Here is a 14,888-nt window from a genome sequence, read left to right as displayed (position 1 = left end):
CCCATGTGGGAGCGAGCTTGCTCGCGATAGCGGCGTGACAGTCAATGAAAGTGTTGAATGTCTGTCCGCCATCGCGAGCAAGCTCGCTCCCACAGGTTTTATGTGCAGGCGATCACGGTGCCAACGGTAGGAACCTGCTTTGCGCCAGCGGTCTGCCAAGCTGCCCGCGATGCACGTTCACTACCGCATACGGGCTGTCAGCCTTGGCAAGCAGCGAATGGTAGTGTTCCCGGCGTTGTTCCTTGATCTTGAGATGCGCGACGCTGTAATCGGTTTTCGGCGTGTCGGCCTTCTCATAATGAAAATGGGCGTACCAGAGGGGAAAACCGTTGCGGTCGTTGATGGCGTATTCCTGCAGGAAATCCTGGCGGGTTCCTTTCAACGCCTTGCGTTCGCCAAGTTTGGCGACCTGTATCAGGTTCTTTTCGAAGAGATACCGAAGGTTGCCGTCGGTGGGTGGCAGTAGCAGGCTCAATTCGGTGCGCAGGGCAGCGCCCCTGGCGGTCAGTTTGGAAATGGCATTGGCCAATTGCTGGCCCAGCGTCTCATCCGCCGCTGTGCGAGGTGTTGTCGAGGCCGTGAAGGCCCGGTCAAGCTCATCGGAGAGCGCACGGAAGCGACTGGCTTCGTTGTTCATGATCTCCTCGATTTCTTGAGGATGACGGCAGAGTTTCTTGTAGCCTTCGGCATGTTGCAGGCGTTTTTCCAACTGACCCAGTAGTTTTCGCGCGTCGCCCTTGATCGCACCGACAGGTCTGGTCCTGGGCGCGGGTACCGGGGTTGGCTGGCGGATGTCAACGGGATCCCAGACGTCGTCGTGACGTGAATAGGTGGACAGTACTTGGTTGTCGACTTCGGAACGCAGTTCAACGACTTCTATTCCCAAGGTTGTACCCGCCGGCTTCAGGTCGCCGATCAGAACGCCATTCTTGCGAGTCTTGATCACCTTTTTCTTGAAACGCTCATGGGACGCTTCAGGACGTTTGGGCGGACTTACGTGTGGCGTTGGCTCGGGCTTGATCTCTGCGGCCAGTTTTTGGGACGCGTCCTGATACAGGCCATCGAGCAGTTTCAGCAGCCTGTCGAAGTAGGACTCGTTGAGGTCGTCAAAATAGAGGGCCTTCATGCCGTGCAATGCGTCCAGGGCCTCGCCATAGTGCTCCGTCAAGCTTTCCAGCACCTGGAATTGCTCCGTTGCGGACAGCTGGTATTGCTTGAAGTCGGAATGGGAGCGAATCTGTTCACCCAAGGGTTTGATGATGCGATAGAGGCTATCGGGCAGGTCAGTCTCGGGATGTTTGATGGCCAGCAATGGAAGAATCGCCAACTGCATGGCTTTGGTGGACGTTGAGCTTCTTTCGTTCAACGGGCGGTCGCGGGTCAAGCGATCGAACGCCTGGGCGCCCACGGAGTCCAGGTTCAGCAACTCCTCCAGATACTTGTCCTTGAGCTCCAGCCAGTGGATTGCAAGATCATTGGCTTCGCATGTTGCTTGAAGAAACGCCAGGTAGCCCTTCATGTCCGAAGCTGCAGCTTTTTCGGCCTGCTTTCCCATGAATTGGGGATTGGCGCGATTGAGGGCCCTCCCGTCCATTTCGACCATCAAGAAGGCCTTGCGCGCATTGTTGATGACGTTTTCCATCAGATTGCGGATATCCGCGGAGGGCAGGTCGATATTCAGCCTTTTACGTTCGGGCACGCTGTCCAGCAGCCCCACGTACTTGTCGATCTGTTCTTTGAGCAGGTCATGGAATATCTTTCGTTTGGACGCGCGTTGTTCCTCGGTGTAGGCGCTTCCTTCTTCCATTCTCGTCATGACGTTCTGGGCGATGTCCTGGGCCCTCTGTTGTTCGGCCTCCTGCGCCATGACGGTCATCAAATCGTTGAGCAGTTCGTCTTTCCTTTGGGCGTTGAGGCGCCTTTGCTCGGTGACGCGCTTGGGCATTCCGCCTCGCAAACGCAGCCGCAAATCCACGGACCAGTTGCCTCGATCGTCCGATTGCAGCAACGGTCCCATTTGCGGTGGACTTTGTGGGTCGACAATCATCACGCTGCCGTCCGCTTCCGGTGTCACTCGATAGAGGCGTTCTTCGACGAGCGCATGCCATCCGTGATCGATTACATACAGGCCGGTGAGCGGGCCGTAGTTGATCGGTACGGGCAGCCTGGCGGGGCGCGGGACTTGCTTGCTATATAGGCGGATGCGCTGCTCGGACGTCAGGCGATGGCGGGCGCTGGCGAAGCTGAAATCGAAGTTCGAGCCTGGACCCTCCGCCCCAGGCAGGGCGATGGGGGCTTCGAGGACTTCGGGAGAGGCGGGCGCAGGCCATTGCTCGGCAACAATGCGCTTGGCGGGGGGTTGCATCGCCTGGTTCTTCGTTTCAGCGGACACGAGGGGACGGGAAGGCGCGCGGATGGCGTGGAATTGGCTCACCAGCATGGCCAGATTAACCAGAAAATCGACGGCGGCCTGTTCCCTGGTGGCTGGGTCTTCGCTGTTCAAGGCGGGGATATCCTGGCTCGCACTGGCCATCAGGCTCCACAGCCAGACGCTGGCCATCGCCGGGCCGCGCAGCAGGGGAAACAGCAGTGTATTGAACAGCAGGCTGCCACCCTTCAGGAGCACTGCCCAGCGGCTTTCGCTGTTGGAGACAGAGTTTCGGTCGGCCTGGCTGATGAGGGCCCGGGCATTGCAACCGTAGAGATATTCCATCAGTTTGCCGTTGCGCAGGTATTGCAGCAGTTCATCTTCATTACTGTCGATGGCGAGCGTGGCCGGGGCGGGTCTTTCGGGCACGCTGAATTCGTCGCCCTGGAAGAAATGAACAATGTGTGGCTCCGCGAAGCCACCGTTGGCATACACCGGGCGTGCGGTATCGGACATCCAGGTCAACACGCTGCCCTGCAAATCCCCGGCGCTGGCAATGGCCTGCAGCATTGCCTGGCGCGTCGCAAACTCCAGCAACGAGGGGGCGTACAAAGGGCGATACAGCAGATGCGGACCGGTTTGAACGTCTTGCGCCTCGACAATGAACATATTGGTCACGACGTCGGGCCTGGCCTGAGGCTTGCGCAGGAAGGCCAGGTGACGAATGACCACGGCACGCCCGTCGATCTGCCGACTCTCGGCGTCGGGCTGAAGAACCGCCTCTATCAGGCGCAGCCCTTGGCGGGTCATGCCGTTTTTGTTGTCGAGCATCTGTTGCAGCGCCTCGAGCGGCAACTGTGCCGGGATCTGTTCGGCAAACATCCGCTGGTAGTCCTGCGCTTGAGGTGAGTCGCTCAACAGTTCGTCTTGCAGGTAGCGAGGGTAAGTCGTGCCGATATCGACCTGCTCGACAAGCCCGCCTCGGCGGGTAATGAGGTCGGGCGTCAACCATGCGGGCAGCGTCCGGCCTTGGCGATGGCTGAGCTTGAGATTTCCACTGGGGCGAGCGACGAGATTGTCGATGGCCAATCGAGTCAGGCTCATGGTCCTTTTTTCGCTGATGCCAGCGGTCCCGGGAAACCCGGCCGAGACGGTGAAGATCAGTTCCACATCGTCGGGTTGAAAATGACTTGGGAGAGCCTTGGTCGGACTGCTGTCGTTGATTTTCTCCATTCGCGCAAGCAGTGCGTCGGCTGTGAAAGTCTTGATGTCGCGGAAATGGGTTCGGTCCTGGTCGCGTTTCTTCACGCTGGCCAGCGCCAGGCTGTAGCGCTGGAATTTCGTTCGGTCGGCGAGGGAGGCCTTCTTCAACCACTCGGGCAACAGCGGTTCAAGTTGTGTCGATGCTTGAGGCGCGAGACGTGGGACATCGCCTAAATAGCGGGTTGGGTCGCTCAGCTCGTCATAGAGAGCCTCGAGGTTCGGCAGGCCGATCCGGGCGGGCAGCTTTACCGTCTGCAGATCAGTCAGTTGTTGCTCCAATATCATGGCCGCCTGGATATCGAAGGCGTCGCCGCTGATCTCGTGGCGTTGGCAGGTAACGGTGTCGACGATGTAATGCTTGGCAATCTGCGCGCGCCAATGGCTGTCGAAAGCCTGGATCGACTCGAAGGACTGCACGGTGCTGCCGGGCTTGGAAAGCAAAATGACCAGCCCGTCGCGGGTGTAATGAAGCATCAGGATTCCACTGCTGGGCAGCACGGTGCGGGTGACGCCCTGGGTGATGATGCTCTCCAGATGGTAGACATAGACGGGTGACGCATTTTGCTTGAAGCGTTGGTCACGGTCTGGCCAGCGGACGACCTGATCCAGGGCCCCGCGTTCCGGCTCACTCAGTCCAGCCTGTTGCAACCCCCGGACATGCAGCATGTTCTTCAGGGTGTCGCTGAGCCATTGCCAGCGGCTGATACGGCTGCCGGATTCGCCTTGGGGCGCACGGTCAATGTCGGTATTCCAATAACGGATCAGGGCATCTGCCAGGCCGATGGGTACCGTCCAAGGCAGCTCTGATAAACAGTCTTCGATGACTTTTATGTCCAGGCGCGCATCGTTCGCCTGCAGCCGACGTGGGGCGTCGTCGCTGAGATAGCAATCGTAACTTCCCTGCGAACTGAAATCGATGGGCGTGCCGAGGGCGAGGTAATCAAGCACCCGGGGCATGAAGGGTTGAAAGTGCCAGGTACGTGCGTTCATATCCGGAGACGCGAGTTGGGTCTTGGACAGATCGATGTTCAACGTCGGGTACTTGGTTTTGATGGCTTGTTCGAGCAAGCGTTGCGCGACCTGCTCGAAGGTCGGGCGCTCGGCGAATGGCTGGCTGACGTTTTGCGCAAGGGCGGACGGGCCACCAGTTGGGGAAGGCGAGGTCATAAAAATCCTTTTCCTGGACTATGGTCGTCGGGATGACGACGAATCCAGTGTCGGGATTTCGATCCTCTGCGTGCGGTATATAGGTACTACCCCGTAGGGCATGCGTTGTGTCAGGCGCGGTCGGGATCGCTGCCCAGCACCACATTCAAAGCGCTGCGGGCATCGTCCAGTTGCACCAGCGTGGCATGGCGGGCGCCGAGGGCGTCGCGGTTCTCGATGGCGGTGAGGATCGCCTTGTGCCGCGGCATCGCCAGCTCATGCAGGTTGGGCCGCTGGTTGGAGTGCTTGAGGGCTTCGGCGATCGCCACGGACAACATATTGCAGAGGTTGGCGAGCAGGTCGTTGTGGGTGGCGTCGGCGATGCGGCTGTGGAAATCCAGGTCCGGTTGCAGCAGGGCTTCGGGGGTCGGGGCCGCCTCCATGCGCTGGTAGGCTTCGTTGATCGCGGCGATGTCTTCATCGGTGGCGAACTGGGCGGCGAGGGCAGCCGCCGCCGGTTCGATGATGCTGCGCACGCTGGTGAGCAGGCCGAAAAATTCGTTCTGCGGGCTGCTCTGCATCAGCCAGTGCAGCACGTCCGGATCGAGCATGTGCCATTCCCGCCGGGCCTTGACCACCGTGCCCACGCGAGGACGCGAATAAACCAGGCCCTTGGCGACCAGCACCCGCGTGGCTTCGCGCAACACCGGGCGACTGACCGCGTACTCTTCGCACAACAAGGCTTCGGCGGGCAGTTTGTCGTCCGGCTTGAAGCGCCCGGAGACGATCTGCATGCCCAGTTCCTGGACGATGCGCGCATGCATGCTTTTGCGGTCTGAGGGTTTGCGGTAATCCATGGGACGCGGCGCGATCCTGTAGGCGAGGGGAGGTGCTGCGCATGATAGCAGGCGCGGCGATGGCGGGTCGCTAGTGCGAGTTTTCGGATAGATGCAGATCCCTTGTGGGAGCGAGCTTGCTCGCGATAACGGTGGGTCAGTCAGCAATGATCCGGCTGATCCGACGCCATCGCGAGCAAGCTCGCTCCCACAGGGAGGTGACGGGGTCAGTGAGAGTGACGCGGCACCTCGGCGCCGCGGCAGCCCACCAGGAAGTCGAAGTCGCAACCCTGGTCCGCTTGCAGCACATGGTCGATGTACAACTGGCGATAGCCGCCCACCAACAACTGTTGCGGTGGCGCGAGGTCGGCCAGGCGCGCGGCGAGTTCGGCGTCCGGGATGTCCAGGTGCAGGCGGCCGCTGGCGCAGTCGAGTTCGATCCAGTCGCCTTCTTTCACGGCGGCCAAAGGTCCGCCGGCCGCGGCTTCCGGTGCCACGTGCAGGACCACGGTGCCGTAGGCGGTGCCGCTCATGCGTGCATCGGAAATACGCACCATGTCCGTCACGCCCTGGGCCAGCAGCTTGGCCGGCAAGCCCATGTTGCCGACTTCGGCCATGCCTGGATAACCTTTCGGGCCGCAGTTTTTCATCACCAGGATCGAGTCGGCGTCGACATCGAGTTCCGGGTCGTTGATCCGTGCCTTGTACTCGTCGAAGTTCTCGAACACCACGGCACGGCCACGATGCTGCATCAACTCCGGCGTGGCGGCGGAAGGCTTGAGCACCGCGCCGAGTGGCGCCAGGTTGCCGCGCAATACGCAGATGCCGCCGTCGGCGCGGATCGGGTTGTCCAAGGTGCGGATGACTTCGTCCTGGCCGTAGATCGGTGCGTCCTTGGTGTTTTCGCCGAGGCTCTTGCCGTTGACCGTCAGTGCGTTCGGGTGCGGGATCAGGTTCGCTTCGCCGAGACGACGGAGCACGGCGGGCAGGCCACCGGCATAGTAGAACTCTTCCATCAGGAAGCGCCCGGACGGCTGCAAGTCGACAATAGTCGGCATGCCGCGGCCGATGCGGGTCCAGTCGTCGAGGTCCAGTTGCACGCCGATGCGTCCGGCGATGGCCTTGAGGTGGATCACCGCGTTGGTCGAACCGCCAATGGCGGCGTTGACGCGGATGGCGTTTTCGAAGGCTTCCTTGGTCAGGATCTTCGACAGCTTCAGGTCTTCACGGACCATTTCCACGGCACGCATGCCGGACATGTGGGCGAGCACATAACGACGGGCGTCCACGGCCGGAATCGCGGCGTTGTGGGGCAGGGAGGTGCCGAGGGCTTCGGCCATGCACGCCATGGTCGACGCCGTGCCCATGGTGTTGCAGGTGCCGGCCGAGCGGGACATGCCGCCTTCGGCCGCGAGGAAATCGTCGATGGTGATGGTGCCGGCCTTGACCTGTTCGCTCAACTGCCACACCACGGTGCCCGAGCCGATGTCCTGGCCCTTGTGCTTGCCGTTGAGCATCGGCCCGCCGGTGACGACGATGGCTGGCACGTCGCAGCTGGCGGCGCCCATCAGCAAGGCCGGGGTGGTCTTGTCGCAACCGGTGAGCAGCACTACGCCGTCGATCGGATTGCCGCGAATCGCCTCTTCCACGTCCATGCTCGCCAGGTTGCGCGTCAGCATGGCGGTGGGGCGCAGGTTCGATTCGCCGTTGGAGAACACCGGGAATTCCACCGGGAAGCCCCCGGCCTCGATCACGCCGCGCTTGACGTGTTCGGCGATCTGCCGGAAGTGCGCGTTGCACGGCGTCAGCTCCGACCAGGTGTTGCAGATACCGATGATCGGCTTGCCGTGGAACTGATGGTCGGCAATGCCCTGATTTTTCATCCAGCTGCGGTACATGAAGCCGTTCTTGTCGGCAGTGCCAAACCATTGGGCCGAGCGCAGGGAGGGTTTCTTATCAGACATGATCGATTCTCTTATTGTATGACTATATTGTTCGGGATGAAGCGTAACATAAGCGCAATTTGCGCGGTTTGGAAGTGTTGTTGGGTAAATAGTATTACTATATAGTCCGATTCAACGGAGGGGTTGTCCTGGCGGTCATTCGCGAGAGAAATCCCCCGAGGTTCTATAACAACAACAATCGGAGACCGGTCCCATGAGCCAGGAATTGCGGCTTATTCGTCGCATCACCCTCAAACTGATTCCCTTCCTGATCCTGCTGTACCTGATCGCCTACGTGGACCGCTCTGCGGTGGGCTTTGCCAAGCTGCACATGGGCGCCGACATCGGCATCGGCGACGCCGCCTACGGCTTGGGCGCGGGGCTGTTTTTCATTGGTTACTTCCTGCTAGAGATCCCCAGCAACCTGATGCTGGAACGCTTCGGCGCGCGGCGCTGGTTCGCCCGGATCATGATCACCTGGGGCGCCATCACCATCGGCATGGCATTCGTGCAGGGGCCCCACAGTTTCTACGTCATGCGCTTCTTGCTGGGCGCGGCCGAAGCCGGGTTCTTCCCGGGCGTGCTGTACTACATCACCCAATGGTTCCCGGTGCGCCATCGCGGCAAGATCCTCGGCCTGTTCATTCTTTCCCAACCCATCGCGATGATGATCACCGGCCCGGTGTCCGGTGGCTTGCTGGGCATGGACGGCATCCTTGGCCTGCACGGCTGGCAGTGGCTGTTCATCGTCATCGGCCTGCCGGCGGTGCTGTTGACCTGGCCGGTGCTGCGCTACCTGCCGGATGGCCCGCAACAAGTGAAATGGATGGACCAGGCCGAGAAGGACTGGCTGACCGGCGAGTTGCAGAAAGACTTGCAGGAATACGGCCAGACCCGCCACGGCAATCCGCTGCATGCGCTGAAGGACAAACGTGTGTTGCTGCTGGCGCTGTTCTATCTGCCCGTGACGTTGAGCATCTACGGGCTGGGCCTGTGGTTGCCGACGCTGATCAAGCAGTTCGGTGGCAGCGACCTGGTGACCGGTTTTGTCTCTTCGGTGCCGTATATCTTCGGCATCATCGGCCTGCTGATCATTCCGCGCAGCTCCGACCGCTTGAATGACCGCTACGGTCACTTGGCCGTGTTGTACGTGCTCGGTGCCATCGGCCTGTTCCTCAGCGCCTGGCTGTCGGTGCCGGTGTTGCAACTGGCGGCGCTGTGCCTGGTGGCGTTCGCGCTGTTTTCCTGCACGGCGGTGTTCTGGACCTTGCCAGGGCGGTTCTTTGCTGGTGCGAGTGCGGCGGCGGGCATTGCGCTGATCAACTCGGTGGGCAACCTCGGTGGCTACATCGGGCCGTTCGTGATCGGTGCGCTGAAGGAATACACCGGCAACCTGGCCTCGGGGCTGTATTTCCTGTCGTGTGTGATGGTGTTCGGCCTGGTGTTGACTGGCGTGGTCTATCGCCTGCTGGAGCGCAAGCATGTGCTGCCGCACGGACCAGTTCGCGGCAAGTGCCCGGGGGGCGACGCGTACCTGAACTTATTGCAATTGTGAAGGAGAGCTTTTGTGGCGAGGGGATTTATCCCCGCTGGGCTGCGCAGCAGCCCTAAAGCAGCGAACTCAATCTTCATGGCACACCGAGTTGCCTGGTTTGGGAGCTGCTGCGCACCTCAGCGGGGATAAATCCCCTCGCCACAAAAGCCTGCTACGCCTATTCATGTTTTTGTTTACAGGGAGAAAACCCATGCGTTTAGTTCAGTTCGAATTGAGTCACGGCGAGCGCCGCGTCGGTGTCGTTGATGGCGATCAAGTGCGCGAAGTACAGGGCGCCAACACGGTGCGTGAGCTGGCGCTGGCCGCTATCGAAGCGGGCGTGAAGCTTGAGCAGCAGGTGAACGGTTTGGGCCTTGGAGCGAGCCATGACTACGCTCAGTTGCTCGGCGAGCTGCGCATCCTGCCGCCGTTGGACCACCCGGACCCGGCGCACCTGTTGGTCAGCGGCACCGGCCTGACTCACCTCGGCAGCGCCTCGGCCCGGGACAAGATGCACCAGCAGGCCGGCGACGAAGCGACGATGACCGACACCATGCGCATCTTCAAGTGGGGCGTCGAGGGTGGCAAGCCACAGGCCGGGCAGGCCGGCGTGCAACCGGAATGGTTCTACAAGGGTGACGGCAGCATCGTGGTCCGCCCGGGCCATCCGTTCCCGCTGCCACCGTTTGCCGAAGACGCTGGCGAAGAGCCGGAGATCAGCGGCCTGTACGTCATCGGCCACGACGGCAAGCCGTATCGGCTGGGCTTTGCGGTAGGCAACGAATTCTCCGACCACGTCATGGAACGCAAGAATTACCTGTACCTGGCCCATTCGAAACTGCGCAGTTGCAGTTTTGGTCCGGAACTTCGCGTGGGTGAACTGCCTCAACATCTGTCCGGGACCAGTCGTATCCTGCGCAACGGCGAAGTGCTGTGGCAGAACGAATTCCTCAGCGGCGAGGCGAACATGTGCCACAGCCTCGAAAACCTGGAATTCCACCATTTCAAGTACAGTCAGTTCCTGCGTCCGGGGGACGTACACGTTCACTTCTTCGGCACCGCGACGCTGTCGTTCGCCGACGGCATCCGCACCCAGCCGGGGGATGTATTCGAGATCAGCCAGGCCGAGTTCGGCGCGCCGCTGGTCAATGGCATTGCCCCGGTGGACGCGGTATTCAATCCGGGTACTATCGGCACACTTTGAGAGGAGACTTGCGATGAACCAGATCCTTGGCCACAACTACATCGGCGGGGCGCGCAGCGCGGCCGGCCAGACTCGCCTGCAGAGCGTCGACGCCAGCACCGGCGAGGCATTGCCCCATGATTTCGTCCAGGCCACGGCACAAGAAGTCGACGCCGCCGCCAAGGCCGCTGCGGCGGCTTATCCGACGTATCGCAGCCTGAGTGCGGCGCGTCGGGCCGAGTTCCTCGACGCCATCGCCGATGAACTGGACGCCCTGGGCGATGAGTTCGTCGCCGTGGTCTGCCGCGAAACCGCCTTGCCAGCCGCCCGGATCCAGGGCGAGCGCGGTCGCACCAGCGGGCAGATGCGCCTGTTTGCCAAGGTCCTGCGTCGTGGCGACTTCTACGGCGCGCGCATCGACCGCGCCTTGCCGGAGCGCACGCCGCTGCCGCGCCCGGACCTGCGTCAATACCGCATCGGCCTCGGCCCGGTGGCGGTGTTCGGTGCGAGCAACTTCCCGCTGGCATTTTCCACTGCCGGCGGTGATACCGCCGCCGCGTTGGCCGCCGGTTGCCCGGTAGTCTTCAAGGCCCACAGCGGCCACATGGCAACCGCCGAGCACGTGGCCGATGCGATCATCCGCGCGGCAGAGAAAACTTCGATGCCTGCGGGTGTGTTCAACATGATCTACGGCGGTGGCGTCGGCGAATGGCTGGTCAAGCATCCGGCGATCCAGGCCGTCGGTTTTACCGGCTCCCTCAAGGGCGGGCGCGCCCTGTGCGATATGGCCGCCGCGCGGCCCCAGCCGATCCCAGTGTTTGCCGAAATGTCGAGCATCAACCCGGTGATCGTTTTGCCACAGGCCTTGAAGAACCGTGCCGAGAGCGTTGCCCGTGACCTGACCGCTTCGGTGGTGCAGGGTTGCGGTCAGTTCTGCACCAACCCAGGCCTGGTGATTGGCATTCGCTCGCCGGAGTTCACCGCTTTCACCCAGCAGGTGGCTACGCTGATCGGCGACCAGGCGCCGCAGACCATGCTCAACGCCGGTACGCTGCAAAGCTACGGCAAGGGTTTGCAGAAACTCCTGGCTCACCCAGGCATCGAGCGTCTGGCCGGTCGCGACCAACAGGGCAATCAAGCCCAGCCGCAATTGTTCAAGGCTGATGCCAGCCTGCTGATCAACGGCGACGAGGCCTTGCAGGAAGAAGTCTTCGGCCCGACCACGGTGTTCGTCGAAGTGGCGGACCAGGCGCAACTGACTGCTGCCCTGAACGGCCTGCACGGCCAACTCACCGCGACGATGATTGGCGATCCGGCGGACTTCGAACAGTTCGGCGAATTGACACCGTTGTTGGAACAGAAAGTCGGTCGTATCTTGCTCAACGGTTACCCAACCGGCGTCGAGGTGTGTGATTCGATGGTCCATGGCGGCCCTTATCCAGCGACGTCCGATGCCCGTGGTACCTCGGTGGGCACGCTGGCGATCGATCGCTTCCTGCGTCCGGTGTGCTTCCAGAACTACCCGGACAATCTGTTGCCGGAACCGCTGAAGAACGCCAACCCGCTGGGGATCCTGCGGTTGGTGGATGGGGTGCCGGGGCGCGAGGCGCTTTGAGAGTCAGGCAGTTCCATTGAGGTTGATGGACTGCCGTCATCGCGAGCAAGCTCGCTCCCACAGGGGATTTTTTGTGAATGCAAAAGTTGTGTTCGCGGAAGATCCAATTGTGGGAGCGAGCTTGCTCGCGATGGCGATCTTCCAATCGAAAGTGCCTTCGAACCTTATGGCCCAAGCCCCACTCTGACATTGGGTTATCATGCTGGCTTTCCCAATGACCGACTGATCGCCATGACTGCCCTGACCGACACCCTGCTGCAAGCCCTCGAACACTGCGACATGCTGATCATCGATGGGCTGCACGCATTCGATTTCTCCCTCGACGAGCAGGACCAATTGCACGTCGAGTGCATGAACGGTCGCACCCTCGAACACTGGCGTTTCACGCCGACGCAGATGCAGGCCGCGACCTTCGACAAAGCCCTGAAGCATTGGATCATCACCAGCGATTCGGGCGACCACCACCTGGAATGCGTGGAAGCGACCAGCGGCCACGACGATGAGGACTCCGATCATGAAGATGCGTAGTTTCTGGCCCTTGTTGATGGCCGGCAGTGTGGGCGCCATGGGCGTCCAGGCCGACACCAGCGATCGTCATCAATTGCTGGTGGGTTCCTACACCGCCGGGCAGAGCCAGGGCATCTACCGATTGCAATTCGACAGCCGCACCGGCCAGCTCGATGCCAATCCGTTGCAGGTGATCAAGACCGACAACCCCTCCTGGCTGACCCTATCCAAGGACCTGACGCGGCTGTTCGTCGTCAACGAAAACGGGCCGGGCCAGAAGGACCCGGTGGGCAAGGTCAGCAGCTATGCCATCGATCCGAAGACCCATGAGCTGAGCCTGATCAACCAGGTGCAGTCCCTGGGCAACGAGCCGACCCATTCCAGCTTGAGCCTGGACGGCCAGCATTTGCTGGTGAGTAATTATTCCGTCCTGGAGAACCCGGGCGGCACTTTAGTGGTGCTGCCGGTGGGCGTGGACGGCAAGCTGGCGCCGGTGGTGCAAGCGGGCGGCCATCAGCCGAGTCGGGTCAATTCCGAGCGGCAGAAGTCCGGCCATGTGCATTCGGCGGTGCCTTCGCCCGATGGCAAGTATGTGTTCGCCAATGACTTGGGGGCGGACAAGGTGTTTGTCTACCGCTACGACCCCAAGGCCAACCCCGAAATGCCGCTGACGCCAGCCGAACCGCCGTTCGTGCAGTTGCCGCCGGGTAGCGGGCCGCGTCACCTGTTGTTCAGTGGCGACGGCAAGCACGCCTGGCTGACGATGGAAATGACCGCCCAGGTCGCCGTATTCGATTACCAGGACGGTCGCCTGACCCAGCGCCAGTTGGTCAATCTGGCCGACGGAAAACCCCAGTCGGGTAAAGCGGCGGCAGCGTTGCATGCCTCCCGGGATGGCAAGTTTCTCTATGTCAGCAATCGTGGCACCACCAATGAGCTCCTGGTGTTCGCCATCGACCCGACTGCTGGCACGCTGAAGGAGCTGCAACGGCGCTCCGTCGAGGGTGATCACCCCCGGGAGTTCAGCCTCGATCCGAGCGAAAAATTCATCCTGGTCGCCAATCAGAAGAGCAACCAGATCGTGGTCATCGAGCGCGATCCAAAGACCGGCCTGCTGGGCAAGACCGTCCAGAAGTTGCCGATGGATGCGCCGAGCGATTTGAAATTCCTCGTTCGTCAATAACGCCAAGGCCCCGATTCTCGGGGCCTTCGCCGTTGTATCAACGCGGCTGATAGTCGCTAGTATTACAAAGCATTTCAAGGCGAGACGCCTCGACGCGTAAGTTTGCTTCACGGCCCCACCGGGCAAATCAGCCAACTGAATCCGAGGACTACCGCCATGAACCTGAATCTCTTCTCCGTTATCGCTGCTTCCGCCATCTCCGCCACCGTGGCATTGCCGGCCAGTGCCAGCGTCGAAATCAGCAACAAGCAAAACCGCACCCAGAGCTACACCGAGAAATACCTGCAACAGAGCGCCAACTTCTACGCGGCGCTGGACCACAAGACTCAACACTGAATCACGCTGACCACTGAAGCCTGCGATCTTTTCATCTCCCCATGCAGTTCCAGGGAGAGACAAGATCGCAGGCTTCGTGCGTTTGGGAGGAAAATCCCGTTGTGATATCACATGGCCATGTGTTTAAATTTGACGCTAGTTAATTGACTCCTTTGCGCTAAGGATCGACACCATGGCGATGCGTCTGGCAGTGATGTTGCTGTTCCTTTATTCCACCCCGATTGTCTCGGCCGCCCAGCCCGTTCCCGGCGAACTGGAAGTGGCTCGGGAGCGGTTGTTGAGCTTGCTGAGCGACTGAAGGGGACTTTCTATCAATCAATAAAACTGATGGTGACTATGCATACTAGTCGCTACTCATAACGGTTTATTTGATTGATCCTGTGGGCATTCAAACATGCCCACGGAGAACCCCATGGCCAGCGCAATCCTGTCTTCTGCCAAACACGGCGCCTATATAGCCATTGGTTTCTATGTGGCGTTGGTGCTGCTGGTCAGTGTTGGAGCCCAGTATGAGGGTATCGTTGAGACCTCCCTGCAGGCTTCCACCCTTGGTCATCATCCAGTCTCCGCTGTCGCTGTTGAACAGGGCGCAGTGAAAGGAGCCGCTGGGGCATGAGCAGGTGCAAATTCTGGGTGATCGCCTTCCTGGCATTCATCACCAATGGTTTTTCCTTACTCGGAATGGGGCAGGCGTCGGCGGGGTCGTTGGCGCGGACGATCGAGTGCAACCACAACATCGCCCATAACATCCTCACCGCCCGGGCATTGGGCGTGTTGGTGGGGAATCCGCCGGTCAAGCCAAGGGTGGCGGTGTTTGGGCCGTTTCAAATTGATTGCGCCAGAGTGCGCATGTGCAGCGCCGAGGCTTGAACAGGTTGTCGAGCTGTGTGGCGAGGGACCTTGCTCCCGCTGGCCTGCGCAGCAGGCCCATTCGGGCTATATCCAAAGCGTCTGCTGCGCAGCCGAGCGGGAGC

Annotated in this window: 11 protein-coding genes and 1 pseudogene; 9 read left to right on the top strand and 3 right to left on the bottom strand. The window is 60.9% G+C overall.

Annotation, left to right across the window (positions count from 1 at the left end; translation table 11 throughout):
- Window positions 1–112: 112 nt before the first annotated feature.
- The 3 genes from AB4N42_RS19975 to AB4N42_RS19965 all read right to left on the bottom strand — a co-directional run bounded on the left by AB4N42_RS19975 (window position 113) and on the right by AB4N42_RS19965 (window position 7,577).
- Complete coding sequence (locus AB4N42_RS19975; protein ID WP_460115205.1) at window positions 113–4,798, bottom strand: dermonecrotic toxin domain-containing protein; 4,686 nt, start codon at window positions 4,796–4,798, stop codon at window positions 113–115.
- 110 nt (window positions 4,799–4,908) lie between these two features.
- Window positions 4,909–5,634 (bottom strand): FadR/GntR family transcriptional regulator, encoded by a 726-nt coding sequence (locus AB4N42_RS19970; RefSeq protein ID WP_202335017.1) that lies wholly within the window; start codon window positions 5,632–5,634, stop codon window positions 4,909–4,911.
- A gap of 206 nt (window positions 5,635–5,840) precedes the next feature.
- A complete protein-coding gene (locus AB4N42_RS19965; protein WP_030142611.1) occupies window positions 5,841–7,577 on the bottom strand; it encodes an IlvD/Edd family dehydratase in 1,737 nt (578 codons plus the stop codon).
- A 193-nt stretch (window positions 7,578–7,770) separates the two neighbouring features.
- On the opposite strand from AB4N42_RS19965, the pseudogene AB4N42_RS19960 reads away from it, so the two are divergent.
- The 9 genes and pseudogenes from AB4N42_RS19960 (at window position 7,771) to AB4N42_RS19920 (ending at window position 14,784) form a co-directional block, all read left to right on the top strand.
- Window positions 7,771–9,094: pseudogene (locus tag AB4N42_RS19960) on the top strand (MFS transporter).
- 207 nt (window positions 9,095–9,301) lie between these two features.
- Window positions 9,302–10,294: an AraD1 family protein gene (gene araD1, locus AB4N42_RS19955; protein ID WP_030142609.1), complete on the top strand. Its 993-nt coding sequence runs from the start codon at window positions 9,302–9,304 to the stop codon at window positions 10,292–10,294.
- 13 nt (window positions 10,295–10,307) lie between these two features.
- Entirely contained in the window at window positions 10,308–11,888 is a 1,581-nt protein-coding gene (locus AB4N42_RS19950) for an aldehyde dehydrogenase (NADP(+)) (protein WP_198798277.1), read from the top strand.
- 231 nt (window positions 11,889–12,119) lie between these two features.
- Window positions 12,120–12,416 carry a DUF5629 family protein gene (locus AB4N42_RS19945; RefSeq protein ID WP_258650662.1) on the top strand — a complete coding sequence of 99 codons (297 nt, stop codon included), beginning with the start codon at window positions 12,120–12,122 and terminating at the stop codon, window positions 12,414–12,416.
- Window positions 12,403–13,578: a lactonase family protein gene (locus AB4N42_RS19940; RefSeq protein ID WP_431145624.1), complete on the top strand. Its 1,176-nt coding sequence runs from the start codon at window positions 12,403–12,405 to the stop codon at window positions 13,576–13,578. The genes AB4N42_RS19945 and AB4N42_RS19940 overlap by 14 nt, the downstream gene beginning before the upstream one ends.
- Window positions 13,579–13,734: 156 nt before the next feature.
- Window positions 13,735–13,914 carry a hypothetical protein gene (locus AB4N42_RS19935; RefSeq protein WP_030142605.1) on the top strand — a complete coding sequence of 60 codons (180 nt, stop codon included), beginning with the start codon at window positions 13,735–13,737 and terminating at the stop codon, window positions 13,912–13,914.
- 172 nt (window positions 13,915–14,086) lie between these two features.
- Entirely contained in the window at window positions 14,087–14,212 is a 126-nt protein-coding gene (locus AB4N42_RS19930) for a hypothetical protein (protein WP_256207078.1), read from the top strand.
- 114 nt (window positions 14,213–14,326) lie between these two features.
- The gene (locus AB4N42_RS19925; RefSeq protein WP_030142604.1) at window positions 14,327–14,530 is read left to right on the top strand and encodes a hypothetical protein; all 204 of its coding nucleotides are present in this window, start codon (window positions 14,327–14,329) and stop codon (window positions 14,528–14,530) included.
- A complete protein-coding gene (locus tag AB4N42_RS19920; protein WP_181290498.1) occupies window positions 14,527–14,784 on the top strand; it encodes a hypothetical protein in 258 nt (85 codons plus the stop codon). Before AB4N42_RS19925 ends, AB4N42_RS19920 begins: the two co-directional genes overlap by 4 nt.
- Window positions 14,785–14,888 lie beyond the last annotated feature (104 nt).

The organism is Pseudomonas sp. H2_D02, from assembly GCF_054677635.1.
Note: the sequence above shows the minus strand (reverse complement) of the source record. Positions and strands in the feature narration are given on the sequence as shown.

Coding starts and splice junctions, on each gene's coding strand:
- AB4N42_RS19975 (WP_460115205.1), bottom strand. CDS start 4,798: ATGACCTCGCCTTCCCCAACTGGTGGCCCGTCCGCCCTTGCGCAAAAC.
- AB4N42_RS19970 (WP_202335017.1), bottom strand. CDS start 5,634: ATGGATTACCGCAAACCCTCAGACCGCAAAAGCATGCATGCGCGCATC.
- AB4N42_RS19965 (WP_030142611.1), bottom strand. CDS start 7,577: ATGTCTGATAAGAAACCCTCCCTGCGCTCGGCCCAATGGTTTGGCACT.
- araD1 (WP_030142609.1), top strand. CDS start 9,302: ATGCGTTTAGTTCAGTTCGAATTGAGTCACGGCGAGCGCCGCGTCGGT.
- AB4N42_RS19950 (WP_198798277.1), top strand. CDS start 10,308: ATGAACCAGATCCTTGGCCACAACTACATCGGCGGGGCGCGCAGCGCG.
- AB4N42_RS19945 (WP_258650662.1), top strand. CDS start 12,120: ATGACTGCCCTGACCGACACCCTGCTGCAAGCCCTCGAACACTGCGAC.
- AB4N42_RS19940 (WP_431145624.1), top strand. CDS start 12,403: ATGAAGATGCGTAGTTTCTGGCCCTTGTTGATGGCCGGCAGTGTGGGC.
- AB4N42_RS19935 (WP_030142605.1), top strand. CDS start 13,735: ATGAACCTGAATCTCTTCTCCGTTATCGCTGCTTCCGCCATCTCCGCC.
- AB4N42_RS19930 (WP_256207078.1), top strand. CDS start 14,087: ATGGCGATGCGTCTGGCAGTGATGTTGCTGTTCCTTTATTCCACCCCG.
- AB4N42_RS19925 (WP_030142604.1), top strand. CDS start 14,327: ATGGCCAGCGCAATCCTGTCTTCTGCCAAACACGGCGCCTATATAGCC.
- AB4N42_RS19920 (WP_181290498.1), top strand. CDS start 14,527: ATGAGCAGGTGCAAATTCTGGGTGATCGCCTTCCTGGCATTCATCACC.